The sequence below is a fragment of the Mesomycoplasma bovoculi M165/69 genome (assembly GCF_000524555.1).
Lineage (GTDB): Bacteria > Bacillota_I > Bacilli_A > Mycoplasmatales > Metamycoplasmataceae > Mesomycoplasma > Mesomycoplasma bovoculi.
This window is the reverse complement of record NZ_CP007154.1, coordinates 50888-73347: the sequence shown is the minus strand read 5'-3', so window position 1 is coordinate 73347 and position 22460 is coordinate 50888. Positions and strand designations below refer to the sequence as shown.

The window sequence follows — 22460 nt, the reverse complement described above, 5'->3', positions numbered from 1 at the left end:
AATACTTCCTATCTAAATTGTTTTAAAAAACGTAAATCATTTTTGTAAAATTCACGAATATCAGTAATTCCAAATTTAATCATTGCTAATCGCTCAATTCCAATTCCAGCAGCAATCGCTTGCATATTATTTGTATAACCTGCCATTTTTAGCACTTTCGGATGCATCATTCCACAACCTAAAATTTCTATTCATTGGTTATTGTAAAAAATATCAACTTCTAAAGAGGGCTCAGTGAAAGGGAAAAATGAAGGACGAAATCTTGTTTGCATTTTTTCTTCAAAAATATAGTCTAGTAAAGATTGAATTGTACCTATTAAATCTGTAACACTTAAATTGCCAACAGCAACTAAATCTAACTGACGGAATTGGTGGGAATGTGTTCTATCTTCTTCATCATTTCTAAAAACTTTTCCAATTGTGAACTGAGCAAAAGATTGATTTTTATTTTTTTCTAACTCACGAGCACTGACACCTGTATTATGTGTTCTCAAAAGCAAGTTTTGGTTGAAATACAAACTATCTTGCATTTGGCGTGCAGGATGATTTTTAGCAATATTTAAGCGTTCAAAATTATATTCATCAGTCTCTATTTCATTAGCTTGAACTTCATAATAACCATGACTAATGAGCCATGATCGTAACTTGTCTTCAATTAATGAAAGTGGATGAAACCCACCTTGTAAATCGTTGGAAAAGCTATGAATATCTAGTCATTCATTACTAATTTTAGCTTCTATTTGTGCTTCTTCAATTTTTTTAGCAGCTTCACCAAAAAATTTTTCAGCTTGAGTTTTTAACTCACTAATTTGTTTTCCAAGTTCACGTTTTTGTTCAGGTGAAGCTGTTTTTAATTGCAATTGTAAACTGGCTAAAAAACTATCCTTACCAAAAAATTGATTTTTAGCCAATTTTAAATCTTCTAAATTTTCAATTTTGGTTTCACTAAAAAATTTTTGAATATCCATATTTCTCCTTTAAAAATATAATATTTTAATATTTAAAGTTATAAAATTACTTTATTTTAATAGCAATTTTAAATATTGTCCAGTAAATGAATTTTCATTTTTAGCCACAGCTTCTGGTGTCCCTTTAGCAACAATTCGCCCACCACCATGTCCACCTGTTGGTCCTAAATCAATTATATAATCAGCAACTTTAATCATATCAAGATTATGCTCAATTACAACAACGCTATCGCCATTGTCTACAATTCTGTTTAAAACATTAATTAGATTAGCAACATCATAGCTGTGTAATCCTGTTGTTGGTTCGTCTAAAACAAAAAGTGATTTTCCTGTTGGTTTTTTCTGTAAATATGTTGCTAATTTGATGCGTTGAGCTTCCCCACCTGAAAGTGTAGTAGCTGATTGTCCGAGACTAATGTATGACAAGCCTACATCAATTAAAGTTTGTAATTTTTCCTTTATTTTTATACGATTTGCAAAAAATTCATAGGCTTGCTCAATAGACATTTCTAGAACATCTGCAATAGATTTTCCTTTGTATTTAATTTCTAGAACTTCTTGTTGATAACGTTTGCCATTGCAGTGATCACATAAAACATAAATGTCTGGCATAAAATACATTTCAATTTTTATTTGTCCATCACCTTGGCATTTATCACAGCGACCATGGGGTAGGTTAAATGAAAATTTGCCTTTAATATATCCTCGAGCTCGAGCCTCTTCAGTGGCTGCGAACACATCTCTAATTTCATCAAAAACCCCTGTGTAAGTTGCAGGGTTTGAACGTGGTGTTCGTCCTATTGGTGATTGAGAAACTGAAACAATTTTGTCTAAGTTATAAATTCCTTTGATACTTTTGCACTCTCCCACTTTTACTTGAGTTCCATGAAGCTCTTTTGAAACACCTTTAACCAGAATCTCATTAACAAGAGAAGATTTACCAGAACCTGAAACACCAGTAACAACAACAAATTTACCAAGTGGAATATCTACACTTAAATTCTTTAGATTATTTTCTTTTGCACCTTCAATAATAATGTGTTGTCCATTGCCTGGTCGACGAATTTTAGGAACTTTTATTTCACGTTTTCCACTTAAAAATTGTCCTGTTAATGATTCGGGCGCATCCTTAATAGTTTGCAAGTCGCCTTGGGCAATTAAATGACCACCTTGTTCTCCAGCAAATGGTCCAATGTCAATAATGTGATCAGCTGCTAAAATAGTTTCTTCATCATGTTCAACAACAATTAATGTGTTCCCTATTTCAACCATTTGTTTTAGTGAATCAATTAATTTTTGATTATCTTTTTGGTGCAAACCAATTGAAGGTTCATCTAAAACATAAAGCACACCTGTTAACTTAGACCCAATTTGACTAGCTAATTTAATACGTTGGGATTCTCCGCCTGATAATGTTGCAGCTCCACGATTTAGTGATAAATAATCTAAACCTACATTTTTTAAAAAAGATAAACGTGTTTGTATTTCATCTAAAATAGTTTTAGAAACCTGAGTTTCAAAATCATTGAGTTCTAATTTTTCAAAAAAATCTAAGGTTTCCTCAATAGATAAATTTCCAAGTTCGAAAATATTGTAATCCTTTATTTTTACAGAAAGGGCAAATTCATTTAAACGAGAACCTTGGCAACTTTGGCATGGAAATTCAGACATAAATTTTTTGTATCAGGCCCTTAATTCTTCACTACTAGTTTCTAAATATTTCTTTTCAATTCTTGTTAAAATTCCAGGAATTGGCCTTGAAAAAGTATGTTTTTTACCACTTTCTGAATATAAAGTGTAATTTATGTCTTCATATGTCCCATATTTGATTATTTTTTTAGCTGCTGAACTTAATTCACCAATTGGGACTGATTTGTCAATATTATGTAAATTTAGGAGAACTTCAAATTCTTGTCATTCAATAGACTTTGTGTTTATAGATTTTCCAAAATAACGCAATCCACCTTGTTCAATAGAAAAATGTTTGTCAGGAGCAACCAAATCAAAATCGGCCTCTAATTTTGTTCCAAGCCCTTTGCAAACTGAACACATTCCATAAGGTGAATTAAATGAAAAAAGTCGATTTTCAATTGTTGGCATATTAAAATCACCTTCATCACAAGCCTGTAATTTTGAAAATCTAATAGTTTCATAACCAACAAAGTCAACAATCGCAACCCCTTTGCCTTGTTCAAAAGCTAAATCAAGTGCGGCTGTGATTCTTTGTTGATCATTGCGATCTAAAATAGTTCTATCAATTACTAACTCAATTGTATGTTTTTGGTTTTTTGCAAGATTAATTTCATCTTGCAAATAATAAAAACTACCATTAATTTTTACTCGCACAAAACCTTCTGCACGTAAACGTTCAATTAAATTTTGGTGGGTTCCTTTTTCCGATTCTACAATTGGGGCTAAAATTATAATTTTAGTGTTTACTGGAAATGAAAAAATGGTGTCTAAAATCGTTGCCATTTTTTGTGCAGTAATCTCCTTTTTGTGAGTCGGACAAAAAGGTCTTCCTATTTTTGAAAATAACAAACGGATATAATCATAGATTTCTGTAACTGTTCCAACTGTTGATCTTGGATTATTATGTGTTGTTTTTTGTTCAATTGAAATTGCTGGAGCAAGTCCATAAATTCCTTCAACACTAGGTTTTTTTGTACCGCCTAAAAATTGGCGAGCATAAGAACTAAGAGAATTAATATAGCGACGTTTCCCTTCTTCATAAATAGTTCCAAAAGCTAGTGAAGATTTACCAGAACCTGAAACACCAGTTACTAAAACTAACTTATTTTTAGGAATAACTAAATCTAAATTTTTTAAATTATTTTCCTTAGCACCATGAATATAAATAAAATTATGAGTGTCTTTGTGGTCCACTTGTTTCTCCTTTATCTTCATTTACCTTTGTTTTTATAGGTTTTTTAGAAAATTTAGGTCTAAATTTATGTTTTGAAAATTTGGGTTTTTCTTTTGTGTTAGAATCTCTTCCATTTTCTTTTATTGCTTGATTTTTATTGTGGAATTTCTTATTTTTCACTTTTGATTGTGACTGAACCTCTTTATTTTGAACGCTTTTAGAAGGTTGTTCACTATTTTTGTATTCTTTCAAAAAATCATATGTTTCATCTACAAAAACAATTGAAGACAAAATTGCTGGCTTGCGTCTTCTTTCTTTATGAAAAAAAGTTTGCAACCTATTTTTAATTAGTTGTTTAATTTGTGGAACACTATAATTTTCTTTATTTTTTAATAAAAATAAAACAGAAGAGTGAACAAGTCTTCGAATCTCATTTATGAAATCACCTGAGTTTTTAACAACATAAGCACCACGGGAAATAATTCGAATTCTTCCTGCAATTATATTTTTCTCTTTGTGAATAGGTACTAAAGCATACACAAAACCATTTTCACGCATTGTTTCACGCTCATTAATGATACGAGTATTTTCTTTAGAAATAATTTCACCATCAATATAAATAGGTTCACAAGGTATAAAAGTTTTAGTTGGACTAATTTCACCATTAATCATTTGAAACACTTGTCCATTTTGTGGAATATAAACATTTTTAGGATCCACTCCACACTCAATAGCTGTTTGTTTATGAGCTAAACACATTCTATATTCACCATGGTAAGGGAAAAAATATTTAGGTCTTGTAAATCTAAATATTTTTTCATGTTCCTGTTTGTAAGCATGTCCTGAAGTGTGTAAGTAACCATCAGGTCCATTTTCTTTGATAATTGCATTTAATTTATAAAGTCTATTAATTAAATGCTCAATTTTAATTTTATTTCCAGGAATTGGTGAAGATGAAAAAATAACTAAGTCTTTGGATTCTATAGATACTTTTGGGTGTTTTCGGTTGGACATTCTATCAAGAGCTGCTAGCTGTTCACCTTGACTTCCTGTAGTCAAAATTAGCAATTCATTAGAATCATATTGCTTCAAATCCTTTTGAGCAAAATATTCATCTGGAATTTGAATATAACCTATTTTTCTTCCTATATTTATCCCATTAACCATAGAACGACCAAACATCACAATTTTTTTGTTAAGTTTAATACCAAGTTCCATAATAGCTTTAATTCTAGTTAAGTTTGAAGCAAATGCAGTAACAATAATTTTTTTAGTTGCTGCTCGCATGTGCATTTCGATATCAGCTAAAATATCACGTTCAGATGGTGAATGCGCTGGTCTCATAGCGTTAGTAGAATCTGAAAAAAGAAGAGTTAACCTTTCATTTCCAATCTCTTTTAGTCTATCAAAATCGGTGTAATTTCCAATAGGTGTGTAATCAAAACGAAAATCACCAGTACACATAATTGACCCATGAGCTGACTTAACTCTAACTCCAAAAGCATCTGGGATTGAATGTTGAGCTGTTCAAAAATCAACAGTTAATGTATTAAATTGAAATACATTATCTTTTTGTATTTCAACAAATTCGATATTAGTATGAATTTTTTGTTCAGCAAATTTTGCTCTTAAATATTCAGCAGCAATTCTTGGTGCATAAATAGTAGGGATTTTAACTTGTTGAACAAGATAAACTATTCCGCCAATGTGGTCTTCGTGGCCATGAGTGACAAAAATTCCTCGAATTTTGTGTTCATTAGTTTTTAAATACTCATAATTTGGAACCATTCCCTTGATTCCTGTAGCAAAGATATTAGCAAACTTAATCCCTGCATCAATGATGACAATATCATTGTCATCTTCGATTACAAGTGTTGATTTTCCAATTTCTTGCATACCACCAAGCCCGAAAAAGCGAGTAGGGTTGAGTGTTGATGCCATAAATATCCATTCTTTGTAGTTATAATTAAATAACTAGAATATTATTAATGATTGTTTAAATATATAATTTTTTAACAAATTATACTAAATTTATTGAGGTAAATGGTAAAACATTTAAAAAATATTTTTGTTGTAAAATTCAAATAATTTAAAAATAAGGATAATTTATTCATTTTTAGAAATCACAATATTTTAGTATACTCAATCTTAGTAATAACCTTAATTTAAATACCTATGTTTTTATTGCTTCAAAAATAAAAAGAAGCAATAAAATAAACGTAATTTTTAAAAAAATAAAAACACATCTAAACATTATTGTGTTTAAATGTGTTTGCTTGTCAAATAAGATTTATTTAATTTTTCTTAAAATAAATGAAGCGCTGATAGGTGATTTTTCACATTGAATTTGGTCCCTATAATTTTTTCAAATCAAATCTTCTAACTCAGTTGCTAAAGCACCAGTACCTTCACCTGTAACAATTTCAATTTCATTTTGATTTATATTGTTTAAAAAATCCCTAATAATATTTGGCATAATTCTATTTAATTCTTGAGTATCTATACCATGCAAATCATAACGTGAATTACTTGAATTTAAATTATAATTTATATCAGGCACATTATTGGTTGCTGATTTATTAGCAAAATCCTTTTCCCATTGTTCAAAACTTTTACTTAATGTTGTACTTATAAATTTTGTTTTCTTATTTTTCATTTTGACATTTCCTACAAAAATAGGTTCCTCTTCCATTTATTGTTATTTTCTCAATTAATTTTTGACAATTTGGGCAAGGTTTATCTTTTTTTGTGTGAACTTGTAAAAAGTTTTGAAAAGATCCCTCTTTTGCATCTAAGGATGTATAAGAATTTATACTAGACCCACCCAATTTTATAGACTCTTTTAAAATTCTTTGACTATTTTTTAAAATTTCAAGCGCTTTGTTTTTGCTAATTGAACTAGAGACTTCCCATGGTGCTACTTTAGATGCAAATAAGACTTCATCCACATAAATATTACCAAGCCCACTAATCAAACTTTGGTCTAGCAAAGCTGTTTTTATAACTCTTTTTATCTTAGATAATTTTAAATAAAAATCATCAAAATTAATATCAAAAGGTTCATTAGCTACATTGATGAGTGGTTTTGTTGTAAACAGGTTTTCAATGTTTCTTAAATGAAAAGTTCCAAATTGTCGTGCATCATTGTAAATTAGCACGCTCTTGTCTGAAAATTCAAAAAAAACATAATCATGTTGTCTACCAATATGGTTTTGGTTGCTAAAATATTTGCCACTCATTCTAAGATGAGAAATAATAACTTTGTTATTATCTAAAAATATTAAAATATGTTTAGCTTTGTTGGTAACTTTTGTAACAATAGAATTTTCAATTTCTTTAGCAAAATCATTTGGTGTGATTTCTTTAATAAATTTTGAATTTTTAACTCAAAATTTATTAATTTTTTTGTTGCAAATTTGTTTATGCAATTCATTTGCAACAGTCACAACTTCTGGTAATTCAGGCATTATTTATCTAATTCATCAATACGTTCTTGATGCCTTCCGCCTTCATATTCGCTTTTTAAAAATTCTTCAATGAAAGCAAAATTATCTACATCAGTGGAAAAACGCGCTGATAATGCAAGAGCATTTGCATTATTGTGAGCTTTAGCCAAATATGCATCATTTACACTAGTTACACGAGCTGCTCGAATATGTTTGAAACGATTCAAGGCATACGACATTCCAAGACCGGTGCCACAAATCGCAATACCGATTTTATCTGGATGTTCAAGTAAATGATGTGCTAATTTTTTCCCATAAACTGCATATGAAGATCTTGATTCATCAAATGGACCTAAATCTTCTATTTCATAACCTTTATTTTTCAAAAAGTCTATAATTTCCTGTTTTCTTTGAAAACCAGCATGGTCTGATGCTAATGCAATTTTTGTTTTCATATTGTATTTATTTTAATAAATTATTTAGTAGATTTATCTAAATTTGAAAAACTTACTTGTCTTGAAATATAGTAAATTGATTCTGATAAGGTTGGGTGAGTATATGCACTTTTCTGTAAATCAAAAATAGTTAATCCAGCACTCATCGCCAATGCAAGTTGATTGATTAAAAGTGAAGCATTATCTAAGAAAATGTAAGCCCCTAAAAGTTTGAAATTAGTTGTTGAAAATAAAACCTTAATAAATCCTGTTTGGAAATTATTTTCAGCATGAGCTCTTGGAAGAGCTGCAGCAGGAATTGTAACAGCTTGATATGCTACATTATCTTTTTTCAATTGCTCTTCACTTTGACCTAAACCAGCAATTTCAGTTGATGCATAAATGGTTCAAGGAATTTGTGAAGCATTAAACACTTCATTAGATGTTCCTGTTAAAATGTGTTTTGCAATAATATCACCATGTTTATAAGCAACAGTTGAAAGCATTAATTTTCCTGTTACATCACCTAAAGCATAAATATGTGGTTTTGAAGTTTGAAAGAATTCATTAACTTCAACAAATCCATTTGGACTAAATTTTAATCCAAGTTTTTCAAAACTTTGATTATTAGGAGTTCTTCCAACAGCAACTAAAATATTTTTAGTTTTGTGTTCAAAAATTTCACCATTTTTGTCTAAAATCAAAGAACCATTTTTGTACTCTAAAACCTTAGTGTTTTCAAACAATTTTACTTGTTTTTCTTTCAAAAATGTAGTAGCTGCCTCATTCACTGCAGCATCGAATCTTCCAAAAATTTTAGGTGCACCCTCAATAATTGTTACGGTTTTATTAAATGCACTAAAAAAATTAGCAAATTCTAGTGAAATAGGTCCACCACCAATAATTGTTAATTCATCAAAATCGGTTTTTCCTAAAATCAAAGCATCAGAAGTGAAAATATTTGCTTGTTCTGCCCCTTTAATTTGAATATTTCTTGAACTTGAACCTGTTGCTAAAACTAATTTTTCAAATTCAATAGTTTTGCCACTTGCAGTGCTGATATGAAAATCATCCACAACTGTAGCTCTTTCTTCAAAAATAGTTACCCCAGAAGCAGTAAGTGTTCCTTTAATAGCATTTTGTAATTTCATACTATTTGATTTAACGTTGTTAAAAATAACATCAAAATGAAATATGGATGATGAACTGATTCCATATTTTTTACTTTCGTGTATTAAATTTTGAACTTTGGCTGATTTTAAAAGTGTTTTTGTTGGTATGCAACCTCAATTTACACAAGTTCCACCAAAGTTTTTTTCTTCAAAAAGCGCAACTTTTTTACCACTTTTTGCCAAAATTGCAGCTAAAGAATAACCCCCTGGACCAGCCCCTATAATTGCAATATCAAATTTATTCATTTTTTCTCCTTATATTTTTTTATTATAAATTTAATATTAATTTTATCATTTTTTCTATTTTCATGTACTTTAAATTCAAAATAATAAAACTTAAATAATGTATGTGAGATTTAATTAAAAAATAAATAAATTAAATCCCTTTATTTCCAAAATGCTTTAAAATCATAGACATTAGGTCTTCGTTATGCTTATTTAAACTATTAATTTGTTGTATTTCTTTATTTGAAAAATTAAGCATATTAATTTCTTTAACACCATCTAATGTTAATTTAGTTGGTAAAGAAAAATAAGAATTTTTCAAATAATCAACTTCTTTATTTTTAACATTTAAGACAAAACTTGTATTTTTTTCTTCTATTATGTTTTTTATAATTTTACTTATTACAAAGGCAGAAGCCCAATTGTAATGTTTTTTTAACATTTTAATATCTTCTGATTTAGTATTAATATCATATGTAACTTTTTCAATTTCAATTAATGAACTTGAAAAGTTTGTGTATTTTAAGAGTAAGTCTTGTAAAGCCAAAAAACTTTGATTTGTATCACCAACAGCATATGCATCATAGTTAAAATTTTCAATTTTTTTAGCTAGCAAATTGTTAAATCTCATAGTTTCCATCAATGTTCCAATACCTATAATTTTATGAGAAATAAGACCGCTAACTTGCTCAAAAACTTGGCACATTAATGAATTTGGCTCTGTTAAAATAAAAGCTAAACCATTAAAATCATTTTTTCGAACTTGATATGCTATTTGATATATAATTTCTGAATTTTCAATTGCAATATCTTTAAATGACATACCTGGAAAAAAACGGGTTTTAGCATCAATAATTAAAATATTTGTATCTTTTAATTCACGATAATCACTATGTTTTATAGACAAAATATTAGATTTTAGACCTAAAATGTCTTCAAAATCACTTATATGTGCTTCTGCAATTTCATGCGCATTATCAATGATAATAAATTCAACATTTGAGTTAGTAGCAACTAAATTATTAACAATAGTCATTGCACGAAGCGAAGCACCTATTATGCCTATTTTTATTTTCATAATTTTTCCTTGATTTATTTTTAGTTTGTGCTAAAATTTTAGCAAATTTATTTTATTTGCTCATTGATTTAGAGCAAAGTAGAAGAGGCAATTTTGCAACAGCAAAGTAATACCTTTATTTTTCAAAAAAATTATTATTTCAAATTATTATTAAAACTAACTCTTAAGAAAAAAGCCATTTATGTAATTGGTATTGTTTTATTACTATTAACTATTTTCTTAGCAATAATGTCAAAAGTTTATGCAAGTGAAAGTAATTTTAGTTTATTTTCATTTGTCAATCTTTTTGTTAGCTTATCACTCACAATTATTTTGGCTTCTTATTTATTTCTTGTAATTTTTAAAGATTTATCAAGCCAAAGTATTGATATAATTGCTTTTACAAAACCTTATAATCGACAATATTTTATTGCCACAAAAATTCTTTTTTTAATTTTTGTAGCATTTGTTTGAGCTATATTTTTCTATATAAATTCACTAATTTTTTATTTAATTAATTTTAATTTATCTAATCAAACTCCTTACTTTTATATTTGAGGTTTCTTTAGTCCTTTATTTGCTTTCTTAATTTTTGGATCAATTACAGCTTTAATTAGTATTAAATTTAGTGGAAAAATTGCTTTAGCAAGCACTCTAATTAGTTTTAGTCCTTTTGTTTTATTAGGTTCTGCAAGTGCCTTTAGTTCCACTTCAACTACTGATCGTTTTGCTAGAATTTTAAACTTAGAAAATGCCCCTTATGACTCAAATACCATTGTTGATGTTGAAAAATTTTATTTAAATGATAAAAAAGATCACTTTTTTATCATCCCAAAACATGTAGATAATTACAAGTTTTCAGAAAGACAAACTAGATATATTGGTCAAGCTTGAAACGATAGCACACCAGCTCCACAATTGTGACAAACTGCTTCATATCTTTTGTTACCTTATCAATTTATTAATGTTTTTGACAAAAAAGACAATGATGCTTTAGTTAATGCAATTGCACAACCTAAAGATAATCTTGATAATTTCCTTTACTATAATAATTTAGATAGTAAAGAAAATGCATATTTTATTGATACAACACCTAATTTACCACTTTATAAAGATAGTAACAATCAACCTATTTATTTAGTACCTGGTGCTTTAAAAAATGAAAGTCATTTTGTAAAAGATGATGGCAATGATTTTGTAGATGATAATTTGGCAAATCGGCAAATTATCTATGCAAATGAACATGCATCTGACTTTAATATTGACTTGCCAGAAGATGCTCAAACTATTGGAGCTTCTTCACTTTTGGTTGGTAAACTTAAATGAAGTTTATTCAAAAACCTTTTAGAATCAAAGGTTTTTGGCAACTATGCTCAAGAATTTTTTAGCAAAATTGACAAACAAGCAACTCGCGAAGATATTCTAAAAACAATTTCAACAGCAATTTCAGAAGACTCCAAACTTTTAAATCTTACAGATCCAACTTCTGCAATTTTAAATCCTATTGTAAATACTGAAAAAATTCAGAGTGAAACACAAAGAAAAATTTACCTAGGACTTGGATTAATTTATTGATTATATTTTAAAAACCCTTACTCACCAATCTTACAAACTATTCTAAAAGATAGTGACACAGGGACATTTGATCCACAACAAATTGACCTAGAAATTGATAATTCAACTTTCAAAATTGGTGGATATTCAAGTTATGCAGCTCAACAAAGAGTTAGTGAAAAAACAGGACGAGTAATCACTAGATTTAACTTAACTAATAGTAAAAACTTCGCCTTTCAACCTGTTAGCCAAATTATCGAAGTTAAAGTGGGACAAAAAGTTGTAGTAAAAGGTGCCTACCCTATTCTTTGATTATTGGCTAGTTCAATTTTGTTATATTTTATTTTTAGACTTTATTCAAAAAAGGATTATAGATAATGTCAAATGTTATTTTAAAAATTGAAAATCTAACCAAAATTTATCCAAAAAGTGAGCGTGGAGTCAAAGATGTTTCTTTCGAAGTCAATAAAGGTGAAATTCATGCCTTTATTGGTGAAAACGGTGCTGGTAAAACCACAATTATTAAGTGTATTGTGGATGCTTATCAAAATTTTGATGGTTCAATTTTAATTAATGGGCACTCAAATAAAACTCCTGAAGCCAAAAAATTTATCGGCTATGTTCCTGAAAATAGCATCTTTCCAAAAGAGATCACTAGCTATGAATTCTTATATGAATTTGCTTTGCTTTCAGGAGTTTCTCCTGAATTAGCTAAAGAAAGAATTGATTCATACATCAAACTTTTAAAAATTCAAGACCTAGAAAATTTAAAACCATATAGTTTTTCCTCTGGTCAAAAACGCAAAATTATGCTTGTTCAATCATTAATTCATAATCCTGAATTAATTATTTTAGACGAGCCTTTTTCAAACCTAGATCCTTCAGCTCGTAATGAATTTTTATCAATCATTAACATTTTAAAATTAGAAGGTAAAACTATTTTCCTATCAACCCATAATTTAGAAGAAGTTAATAAAGTTTGTGATAGTTTGACTTTAATTAACAAAGGTCATATTTATTATAATGGAATTAAAAAACAAGATTTAAATGAGATTTATGAAAAATATGTTTTAAAAAATAAAGAAGAGTTTATACATGAAAGTTAATAAAAAGTTTTTAGCTTTTTTACCACTAACTTTTAGTGGTGTTGCACTCATATCTTGTACACAAGTTTATAGTTTTTACAAACTAGATAAACCAATCAATGAATCTCCTAAGTTTTTTGCAAACAAGGACTATGAAAATCTATTTAACTCTGTTTATTTTAACAACAATTCTATTAGACAAAACAAACTTATTCAACAACTAAACATCGACCCTGTTAAAGCTGAAGTTGAACTTAAATATTCTTTAGCAATTTCTAGACCTTTTTTTCCACTTCATGAAGCCAATGGTTACTCCATACTTGCGAAAGATTCTAACTATACTATCAATAATTATTTAACAAAAAATTGATTTTTTTTATTAAATAATATTGACAAAATTAACTTTATTTATAATCCATATAGCACAAGATTGGATAAGTATAAAGCAAGTGATGGTTCTCCACAATATTTAAAAAATGCTCTTATAAATGGTGGTGAATTAGAAAAAGAATCTGAATCAGCACAAAGTGTTATTAAAATTAAAAATAAAAAATTTCAATTTATAAAAATTGACAAAGACCAAAGTTTACTACCAGGCAACACTACTTATTACCTTGTTTTTGAAGGTAATAAGTTCATTAGAATGACCACCTTTATAGATGATTCTGGCCAACCACAAGTCAGACTTGATTACAACCTATTTTTATTAAAAGACTCAAATCAAAACCCTGATCCTTTTTTATTTGCTAATGAAATTGAATCTTGAATTAATCAAAAAGAACAAAATTATTTAAAAAGCAAAATAAATGATAAAAAAGAAAATTTAGAAGATAGTTTTAACGATGTTAAAGAGAATTTAGAGTCAAAAATATCTAAATTTAAAAGCGATTTAGATGATTTGGATTCTAGTGATAATTTAGATGATACAGATTCTAATGGCAATTCTGATGATAGTGGTTCTTCTCAAAAACAAATAAAAAGTAGTGATGATGAATCTAATGATAATTCAGGTTCTGTAAATTCTAACGATTCTGATGATGTAGATGAAGATAGTGATGGCGATGGACAAGAAAATTCTGAAGCAAAACAAAAAGAATGACTCGCAAAACTCACAAGAAAACCATCTTTTGGTTTGGGGGGCCTTTCATCAAAAAGCAGTGATAAAACTCAATCTTTAGAGCCAAAATTAGATCCTAATGCAACAACTGAACAAAAAAAAGAATTCTATGAGTCTCAAATCAAATCACTTGAGACCCAACTCCAACAAAAAAAAGCTCAACATGAAAAAGATTTAGAAAATGTCGATAAACTTGCAGCTCAAGATTTTGCAGCTGAAAAAAAACAAATTAATCAATCTAATTTTTTCACCGACATTACAAGTAATATTGCCGAGCTAAACACTAATTTTAAATTTGCAAAATATAGTTTAGCTTCAATTGATCTTGATGTTCCAATTCAAAATCTGCAAAATAGCAATAAAAACAAAGGCAATACAAATTCTAACTCAAGTAAAAAAGATTACTATTATCAATTTTACAAAAAATATATTGATCCTAATTTAAATGTCACAACAGATAAAGAAACACCTGATGAGAGAGCTACAAAAAGCATTTTTAAAGATATTTTAAATTTAGCTTGAGGACATAATGAAGCTGGTAAAGTTGAATTTTTAAATCAACAAAATAATCCAGAATATGTTAAAAATCTCGAACAAGAGTGAAAAAAAATTAGCGACAATTTAGGTACTCCTAACAACATAAATGAACAAGCTTTTGAGTTGTACAAAAATTTTGTTAAAGAAAATTGATACTTTATTTTGAAAAGAATTGGAAAATTGGAACTTATTTTTAAAAATTGATATAGTTTTCCAGATCAAGAATACAATGGCCAAAAAATTGCTCATTCTGAAGCATTTAAAGAAAAAGTTGCTGATGAATCTCCTATTTCTGATGTAATAATTTATGCAAATCCATATTTGGAAAGTATTTCTGAAGGTGACACATCTAGATTGTCAGATAAATTTAAGGATTTATACATTTTAAAACAAAATTCTTTAATTAATATTCGTATTGATACATATGATGATAAACCTAAAGTTACTTTAAATCCTTTAATTTTATACTTCCAAAAACCAAGAAATAAAATTTCTGTAAAAGTTTTAACTGAAATTTTCCATCAAGCTTTATACCACTATTCACAAGAAGCTTATAATAGTTTTGAAAATGATTTTGTTGACAAGTTTCGTTATGGATTGCCAGCTCAAATGGTTTTAAAGGAGCAAAATGAAAAAAATAGTTAAAGGATTTTCTGCTTTAAGTGTACTAGCGGGATTAACGCTTGTAAGTTGTGGCCAATCTAACACAATTAAAAATTTCTCTTACTATCAAAGTTTTATTCAAAAACCTAACAGCTTTCAAAACTTTTTAGATAACCAACCTATTCAAGAACTTTTGGATTTTGTTTTTGAAAATAAGGATAGTAAAGAACAATTTATTAACAGAACAAAAAACATTAAAAGTGAAGTTTATAAAAAGGAGTTAAATTTTAATTTAATTTATTACAACACTATTAATAATAGAAGTGACGCACCTGTTGAAGGTTTATTTAGCACTCAAAATAACCAACCTCTTTTGTATCAAGAAGCAAAAGATAACTATAGTCAACTTTTTAATTTTAATTGATTATGGTTTTTAGCCCATTTAAATCAAGCAACCTTTATTCGTGCTTTGGGAGTTAATGATCAATTTAGAAGATTAGAAGAAGACTCTAATTTAAGGCTTAAAAATAATGCTTTAGCAAATGCTTTTTACCAACCTACAAATAGTGTTTTTAAAAACATCATTATCGTAAAAGGTGAAAAAGAAGACAATAATCAAAAATATAAAGTATTTTTACTTAATCAAGACAATTTTGTTTTTGAACTCGATGTGACAAAAACAATACAAAATGATAAAGTTGTAAACACTATTGTTGCACTAAGTCCTTGAATTAAAATTTATCCTAAAATTTTAGATATTAAAAGTCTGAAGTTTCCTTTTGCAGAATTTGTTAGAATGGAAACAAACTTTAATATTGGTAACACTAAAGCTAACAATGTTTCTCAAGTGGAAAAATCAGTTTTTGAAGAAAATTTGGGCGGGGATCCATTTTTTTACACATTAATTAATTTTAAAAATTAAAAATTTATTAATTTTGTATGAAAACTAAATACAAATATTTAACATTAGCTTTAATAATTGGTGCATCTGTTTTATCACTTTCTATTTCTATTCCTTTAGTTTTAAAAAGTAACAAAAATTTACACACTATTGTTCCAAACTCAAATTTATTTTATCAATACACACCAAATACAAAATATAATGAAGATTTTTCTCAAATCATTAAGAAAAACTTTCTAAATTATAACGATAATCAAATATTTGTTTTATCTGACAAAGGTCAAGATTTAAGATATTTTGAAATAAATCAAATTTTAAATATTGCAAGCAACATCAAAAATAATGACTTTATTGAATTTTTAAAATCTAAAATTAGTAATTTACCAGATTTAAAATTAATACCAATTTTAGAGTTGCCATACTATTTAAACATTGCTTTAAGTCTTGATTTGAAAATTAACATGAACCAAATCAAGCAATATTTATTGCAATATACTAAAAAAATAAACAATAATTTATACTTAATTGTAAGTCCAAATTCCAGCATTAATTTAACTTTTATCTGAAATCTTCTTTATGTTTTAAGTAAACATAATATGGATTTTAATTCTATTTTTTTCTCAATTAAAAGTCAAATACAACAGGAAGTTACAAATTTTAAATTTAATTTTAGTATTGATCAAGGTTTATCTAGTTGAAATAATGGCAATAATTTATTGGCTATTTTAAAATTTTTCAACAACATAAAAATTAGTCAAAATAAAAAAACTGAAATTCAAAAATGAATAAGTCAATGATCAGATTTTTATGAAAAAAAGACAAATAGCACATCAATTGATAAAGCTGAATTTTACTATTGAAGTGAAAAATTTAACCCAATAAAAGAAAATCAAAAATTAGAAATTACTGACTTGCTTGAAAACATGATTCAAAATCAAGCAAACATTTCATTACAGGATTTAAATTCTATTACTCAAATATTGCAAGATTTTCAAAATCAAATTAAAACAAAATATATTCAAATTATTCAAAATAAAACAAAAACTTTTGTAAATAATGATCTGGTTTTTTCGCCCATTAGCATTAAAAATACTTTTTTTGCATATCAAATGCTAAAAAATCAAAAAAACAACTTTTTAATAATATCCAAGCTAAAAAATTCAATTCACAATCAATTTCAATTGATGATTCAAAAAAATAACAAGGGCGATTTTATAAATAAATTTAACTTAGAAGAGTTATATTTTTATATTGCTTTTGTGCTTAGTGAAAATAAATTTGCAATTGTGAAAAATCAACAATTAACAAGTGAGGGTAAAAAATTAGAAACTTTATCAACAATTAGTTTTAACTATATAGAGAATGTGCGTGATTTATTTTTTGCAATTAAAATTAGTTCATACTTTTCTAGCATAACAAAAATTAATAGAACTATAGATGACAAACTTTTTAATTTATTTAATAATCAATCTATTGCATTAAACAACCCAATTTGAGTTACTTTTGTGTTTTATTTTTTTAAAAAAATGTTCAATGTTGAAATCTCAAATTCAATTCTTATTCTAAGAATACAAAACGCATTGTTGTATTTTGAAAACAATAATGATAAAAAAGACTTATTATGAAATTATTTAGAACAAAATGAAACTTTAGAATCTTTATTTTTTTCAATTAATGAACTGAAAAATCTAAATGATTTTTCTAATTTGAAACCATTAATACCTGAAGTTAGAAAAGTTGTTTTAAACTTACAGAGTATAATAAAATCAAGAATTCAAAACAACAAATCAGTACAAATTAAAGATATTTACTATAGTGATCAGTTGATAAATTTACTAAAATAATTTTTCTTAATATCTCTATTTATTTTTTTTCAAAAATAGTAAAATTAATATTTAGTTAAATGAACTTTTAGGAGAAATATTGGACAATGGCTAGAAAAAAAATATTAACTTCTCTTTCTTTAATGGCTGGTGTGGCTAGTGCATCTGCGATAGCTATTCCTGTATCTTTATCACAAAATAAAATTACTGCAAACGCAGTGAATCAAGAAACCATTCCACTTTATTATGATTGAAGCAACCCCAAAAAACAAATTCAACAAAGTGCAACAATTTACACAGGAATGGGTAAATTTAATGTGAAATTAGAAGGTGTGCAAGACATTCATTATGAATCTATTTTTAGATGAGATTATATGTATTGAAAAGGTTATGCAACATCTCAATTTGACCCTTTAAATGATGACCAAAATTCAGGAAATAGAATAAATAGTCAAGTTATTGCTTGAACTTATGGGTGAGGTTATCCTCAATTTAGTACTGACAAAGATATTGATAACTCAAAGGAGCCAGGTTATAATGGATCATCAATTCAACAAAATGGTAATGAATTAATTAGCACTGTGTTTTTTAATAATGTTTTTGACACTGAACAAAAGTATGGTGGAAAAAGTACAATGTACAAAATTCACGATTATGGGCAAAGACATAGAGCAACTTTACAATCTAAACAATGATTTATAATCTTAGATTCTGATTCAAAAGTTTATTCAGATTCTAGACCCTTAACTCAATTTGAAAAATATGTTAAAGAGGGCGCTGATGCGAAAAGGCAAGCAGGGTTGTTACAAGAACAAATAGAACAAAATAAAAAAGAGCAACAACAAGCGAAAGAAGATGATGAAAAATTAATGGCTGCTCAAAAAGCAAAAGAAGAGCAACAACGCAAAGAAAAAGAACAAAAAGAAAAAGAAGAACGAGAACACCAAGAACAAATAGAATTAATCAAAAAAGAAGGTGAGCGTAAAAAATTAGAATTAGAAAAAGAAATTAAAAAATTAGAAGAACAATTATCCAAACCTAAAAATAAACATAAAAAACAAAATAAAAGTGAGCAAAAAAAGAGAAAATTAACTAAAAATCATAAAAAAAGAAACAAAGTAATAAAAAACCAAATAAACAAAGAGAAAAATTAAAAAGTAAAAATAAATAAAAAACACGAATATATTCGTGTTTTTTATATTTTCAAAATTTAATTTCTAACTATCTACGCACTCTGCTAGCTCTTACTTTTTTATTTCCTTTTGGTTTATTGTGATTCGATGGAACTGAACGTCTCATTCTTCTAGAACCATGACTATTTACTTGATCTTTAATCTTTTTCAATTCTAGTTCTAATTTTAGCTTTTCTAATTTGTTTTTTAAAAGTGCTATTTCATCTCTTTCATTTTCAATAGTATCTTTTATTTCTTGCTTGCGCTTATCTTTAATTTCTTTCTCTTTAGCTTCTTTTTCTTTTTGCTCTTTTATAGTTTTATATTTTTGTTGGAAATCTTCTACTTTTTGTTTCCATTCTTTTTCTTGTTGTGTTAAGTCTCTATGTTTAGAGTCTGAGTAAAAATCAGAATCAGATTCTAAAGTTACAAATCAGTTTTTAGCTTGCACAGTAGCAACATGTCTTTGTCCGTGACTTCAAAGTTTTCAAATTGTAGCAGCACCGTCATAATAATGTGAAATATCTGAAGTGTTTTTAAATGTTGCATTGCTAGTTTTTTCATTATTTGTAACATTAAAAGTTACATTAGCAGTTCCAGTTACAGCTGTAGGAGCTGCTAAAGCACCAGCGGTAAAAGTTGGACGGCCACTTCCATAAACATAACCAACAACTTGGCTTGTAATGGTTTCGGGAGTCACATCACTTAAACCTTCAAATTTTGCTTTAGCAACTCCTTTTCAAGTAACTCTATCATCATCAAATATAGAGTTTTTGTATGTACGTTCATCACCATCTAATGTAACTGTAAATTTTCCACCTTCAAAATATCTAGTGGCACTTTGATGTTGCCCAGTGGTTACAATTGTATCATCATAAAATAAAGGTATAACTTCTTTATTTCCTGCAAAAGATGTAATTTTAGACTGTGAAATTACAGTAGGTGCAACAATAGCTGCTGCAATACTTGTCCCAATCAATAAGGACTTAGAAATTTTTTTAATTTTTATTTTCATATGTACTCCTTCTTTTGTAAATTTTACAACTATATTTTTGAGTCTTGCAAAAAAATAAAAAAATTTTATTTTTTAATTTTTAAAGTAAATTTTTTTTAGAAATGCATTGATATAATTAATTAGAATATAATTAATATTGCCCTAAATTTTAATTGGAAGAAAATGAAAATTAGCAAAAAAAATATAGCATTTTGATTAGTTTTAGGTTTGTCTCTGCCAACAATAGTTATTTCAGTTCCTTTAATATTAAAATCAAATAATAGCAAATTACACTCAATTAAACCTAGTGGAAATTTATTTGTTTACAAACCTAACCTTCAAACAGATTCAACAATTAATCAATATATTATTGATTCAAAAATTGTAAAATTTGAAATAAACAAACAACTTTTTTCTTTTGTTGGCCCTGATAAAGGACAAAAAATTAATTGATCTGAACTTAGCAAGGTTTTAGATATTCTTTACACACTAAATAACAGTGCTTCCCTAGAAGTTATAAATAAATTTAAAGAACAAATTAAAGAATTACCAGATGTTACAAGCATATCTTTTTTTGATATCCCTTATTTTTTAAACATTGCTTGAACCTTAAATATTCATTTTGATGAATCAAAAGTTAAGCAAATACTTTTATCCAACTATAATAGTGAAAATCAGGAATTCAAAATAAGTCAAGATAGTCAGCAAAACATTACTTTTTTGTGGCAATTATTATATTTTGCAAAAAAACATAATAAAAATTTTGAAAAAATTTTCTTTAACATTTCTGACCAAATTTTAAAAGAAATTCAAAAATTTTCTTTTGTTTTTAAAAACATAGATAATTCTAGTTGATCAAATGGTGCTTTTTTGCTAGAAATTGCAAAATATATAAATCAAAATGAAGTTAAAAAAATTTTAAAACAAAAAAATGAACAATTACAAAATTGGTATCAAAGTTGACAAAATTTTTACAAACAAACCAATAAATATAGCTTGGATGAATTGCAATTTAAATATTGAACTAGTTTGATTAATGATATTTCAACAAATAAGAAATCTGAATTTTTAGAAAAATTTGAAGAACAAATAAGTGATAGTAGTTTAAATTTGGACGAATTAGCTAGTTTAACAAATATTTTAAGAAATTCAATAAATAGTAATAGCCAGGATTTGATTGCTGAAATAATTTTAACCCAATTAAAAATAATTTTTGATACTAATTCTTTAATAATTTCACCAATTAGTATAAAAAATTCTAGTTTAGCTTATTTTTTACTTGATGAAAGTAATTTAAAATATAAACAAGAACTAGTAAAATCTATTGACTTTGAGTTTAAACAGGCATTTAAAAATTTTAAACTAACTGTGGAAGATCTATATTTTTATGTTAATTTTTTAATAAACACAAACAAAAATGCTTTAATTACTCATAACAATTTAACAGAAATGGGCACTCAATTAGAAAATTATTTATTAACTAAATTAGCGGATATAAAAAATGTTCAAGATTTATTTTTTTCTTTAAAGTTATTATCTTTTTTTTCTAAAAACAGTCACAAACCTAGATCTATTGCCGATGATGTAGTAAATAAATTTAGTCAAGGAAATCCTAATAATAACAATTCTGATATCTGGCTGCAATACATTTATATATTTTTTAGACAAAGTTTGAGTTTGCCAGTGAATTCAAACTTATTAAAATCAAAAATATCAAAAATTATGAATTCTGAAATTAATTTAACAAATTTAAAAGATAATTGATTAGAAACTATATTTTTTTATTTAAATGATAGACTAAATCAAGATTCTATATTAAAAATTAAGGAGGATTTCCCAAATCTATCATCATTTATATTGAAATTAAACAATGAATTGTATAAAATTATTTCTAATAAACAATCAGTTGATTTAAAAAATATTTATTATATTAAAATTTTAGTTCAAGAATTTAAATAATATTATGACAAAATTAATTATTTCCAAATTCAAAAATATTTGAAAAAATAATACTCTTACAATCACTTCTGGAGCAATTGGAGTTGGAATTGTTGTTGTATTTTTCTCTATTTTTTTTAGTTTATTTAAAATAACAACTATTAGTGGAAAATCGATGCTCCCAACCTTAACCCCGGGTCAAGTAACCTTGGTAAAAATTACAAAAAATATCAAAAAAAATGATATTGTTTTTTTTAAACACCAAAATACTATTTTAGTAAAAAGAGTTATTGCTGTTGAAGGAGATCACCTGGTAATTAATGACAATACACTTTTTGTTAATGGAAAAAAAGTTGAAACTCTTGATAAAAATTCTCCTACTAAAAATTTAGATGTTATTATCAAAAAAGATCAATTTTATGCTTTAGGTGATAATTTGCCTGAAAGTTTTGATAGTAGACAATTTGGAATTTTTTCAGTCCATGATATTATTGGTGTCAAGCCTTAATTTTTATTTTTATAATAAAAAACACCTTTTTCAAGGTGTTTTTTAAAATTAAAAGGATAT

17 protein-coding genes are annotated in these 22460 nt (G+C 27.0%); 8 read left to right on the top strand and 9 right to left on the bottom strand.

Going from position 1 to position 22460, the window contains the following annotated elements:
- Positions 1 to 8 precede the first annotated feature (8 nt).
- The 8 genes from pheS to MYB_RS00270 all read right to left on the bottom strand — a co-directional run bounded on the left by pheS (position 9) and on the right by MYB_RS00270 (position 10189).
- Positions 9 to 968, bottom strand: a complete 960-nt coding sequence (gene pheS / locus MYB_RS00305) for a phenylalanine--tRNA ligase subunit alpha (RefSeq protein WP_022934873.1) — start codon at positions 966 to 968, stop codon at positions 9 to 11.
- Between the two features lie 51 nt (positions 969 to 1019).
- The gene (gene uvrA, locus MYB_RS00300) at positions 1020 to 3854 is read right to left on the bottom strand and encodes an excinuclease ABC subunit UvrA (protein ID WP_022934872.1); all 2835 of its coding nucleotides are present in this window, start codon (positions 3852 to 3854) and stop codon (positions 1020 to 1022) included.
- Complete coding sequence (locus tag MYB_RS00295) at positions 3832 to 5775, bottom strand: ribonuclease J (protein WP_022934871.1); 1944 nt, start codon at positions 5773 to 5775, stop codon at positions 3832 to 3834. The genes uvrA and MYB_RS00295 overlap by 23 nt, the downstream gene beginning before the upstream one ends.
- A gap of 349 nt (positions 5776 to 6124) precedes the next feature.
- Positions 6125 to 6490: a hypothetical protein gene (locus tag MYB_RS00290; protein ID WP_022934870.1), complete on the bottom strand. Its 366-nt coding sequence runs from the start codon at positions 6488 to 6490 to the stop codon at positions 6125 to 6127.
- The gene (gene mutM / locus MYB_RS00285; RefSeq protein WP_022934869.1) at positions 6480 to 7301 is read right to left on the bottom strand and encodes a DNA-formamidopyrimidine glycosylase; all 822 of its coding nucleotides are present in this window, start codon (positions 7299 to 7301) and stop codon (positions 6480 to 6482) included. Before mutM ends, MYB_RS00290 begins: the two co-directional genes overlap by 11 nt.
- A complete protein-coding gene (locus tag MYB_RS00280) occupies positions 7301 to 7735 on the bottom strand; it encodes an RpiB/LacA/LacB family sugar-phosphate isomerase (RefSeq protein WP_022934868.1) in 435 nt (144 codons plus the stop codon). Before MYB_RS00280 ends, mutM begins: the two co-directional genes overlap by 1 nt.
- 20 nt (positions 7736 to 7755) lie before the next feature.
- Positions 7756 to 9132, bottom strand: coding sequence for a dihydrolipoyl dehydrogenase (locus MYB_RS00275; protein ID WP_022934867.1), 1377 nt, complete (start codon positions 9130 to 9132; stop codon positions 7756 to 7758).
- Between the two features lie 130 nt (positions 9133 to 9262).
- Positions 9263 to 10189 carry a lactate/malate family dehydrogenase gene (locus MYB_RS00270; RefSeq protein ID WP_022934866.1) on the bottom strand — a complete coding sequence of 309 codons (927 nt, stop codon included), beginning with the start codon at positions 10187 to 10189 and terminating at the stop codon, positions 9263 to 9265.
- Between the two features lie 228 nt (positions 10190 to 10417).
- On the opposite strand from MYB_RS00270, the gene MYB_RS00265 reads away from it, so the two are divergent.
- The 6 genes from MYB_RS00265 to MYB_RS00240 all read left to right on the top strand — a co-directional run bounded on the left by MYB_RS00265 (position 10418) and on the right by MYB_RS00240 (position 18942).
- The gene (locus MYB_RS00265) at positions 10418 to 12100 is read left to right on the top strand and encodes an ABC transporter permease (protein WP_236612627.1); all 1683 of its coding nucleotides are present in this window, start codon (positions 10418 to 10420) and stop codon (positions 12098 to 12100) included.
- Positions 12100 to 12828: an ABC transporter ATP-binding protein gene (locus MYB_RS00260; RefSeq protein ID WP_022934864.1), complete on the top strand. Its 729-nt coding sequence runs from the start codon at positions 12100 to 12102 to the stop codon at positions 12826 to 12828. Before MYB_RS00265 ends, MYB_RS00260 begins: the two co-directional genes overlap by 1 nt.
- Positions 12818 to 15106, top strand: coding sequence for an aromatic motif membrane protein (locus MYB_RS00255; RefSeq protein WP_022934863.1), 2289 nt, complete (start codon positions 12818 to 12820; stop codon positions 15104 to 15106). Before MYB_RS00260 ends, MYB_RS00255 begins: the two co-directional genes overlap by 11 nt.
- Positions 15090 to 15986: an aromatic motif membrane protein gene (locus tag MYB_RS00250; protein ID WP_022934862.1), complete on the top strand. Its 897-nt coding sequence runs from the start codon at positions 15090 to 15092 to the stop codon at positions 15984 to 15986. The genes MYB_RS00255 and MYB_RS00250 overlap by 17 nt, the downstream gene beginning before the upstream one ends.
- 17 nt (positions 15987 to 16003) lie before the next feature.
- A complete protein-coding gene (locus tag MYB_RS00245) occupies positions 16004 to 17809 on the top strand; it encodes a hypothetical protein (protein WP_022934861.1) in 1806 nt (601 codons plus the stop codon).
- Positions 17810 to 17895: 86 nt separating this feature from the next.
- On the top strand, positions 17896 to 18942 hold the full coding sequence (locus MYB_RS00240) for a hypothetical protein (RefSeq protein ID WP_022934860.1): 1047 nt from the start codon (positions 17896 to 17898) through the stop codon (positions 18940 to 18942).
- A 67-nt stretch (positions 18943 to 19009) separates the two neighbouring features.
- On the opposite strand, the gene MYB_RS00235 is transcribed toward MYB_RS00240, so the two are convergent.
- Positions 19010 to 19975, bottom strand: a complete 966-nt coding sequence (locus tag MYB_RS00235) for a hypothetical protein (RefSeq protein ID WP_022934859.1) — start codon at positions 19973 to 19975, stop codon at positions 19010 to 19012.
- 162 nt (positions 19976 to 20137) lie between these two features.
- On the opposite strand from MYB_RS00235, the gene MYB_RS00230 reads away from it, so the two are divergent.
- Together MYB_RS00230 and lepB are read left to right on the top strand one after the other, a co-directional pair.
- Positions 20138 to 21913 (top strand): hypothetical protein, encoded by a 1776-nt coding sequence (locus tag MYB_RS00230; protein WP_022934858.1) that lies wholly within the window; start codon positions 20138 to 20140, stop codon positions 21911 to 21913.
- 4 nt (positions 21914 to 21917) lie between these two features.
- The gene (gene lepB, locus MYB_RS00225) at positions 21918 to 22400 is read left to right on the top strand and encodes a signal peptidase I (RefSeq protein WP_022934857.1); all 483 of its coding nucleotides are present in this window, start codon (positions 21918 to 21920) and stop codon (positions 22398 to 22400) included.
- The last annotated feature ends 60 nt before the right edge of the window (positions 22401 to 22460 follow it).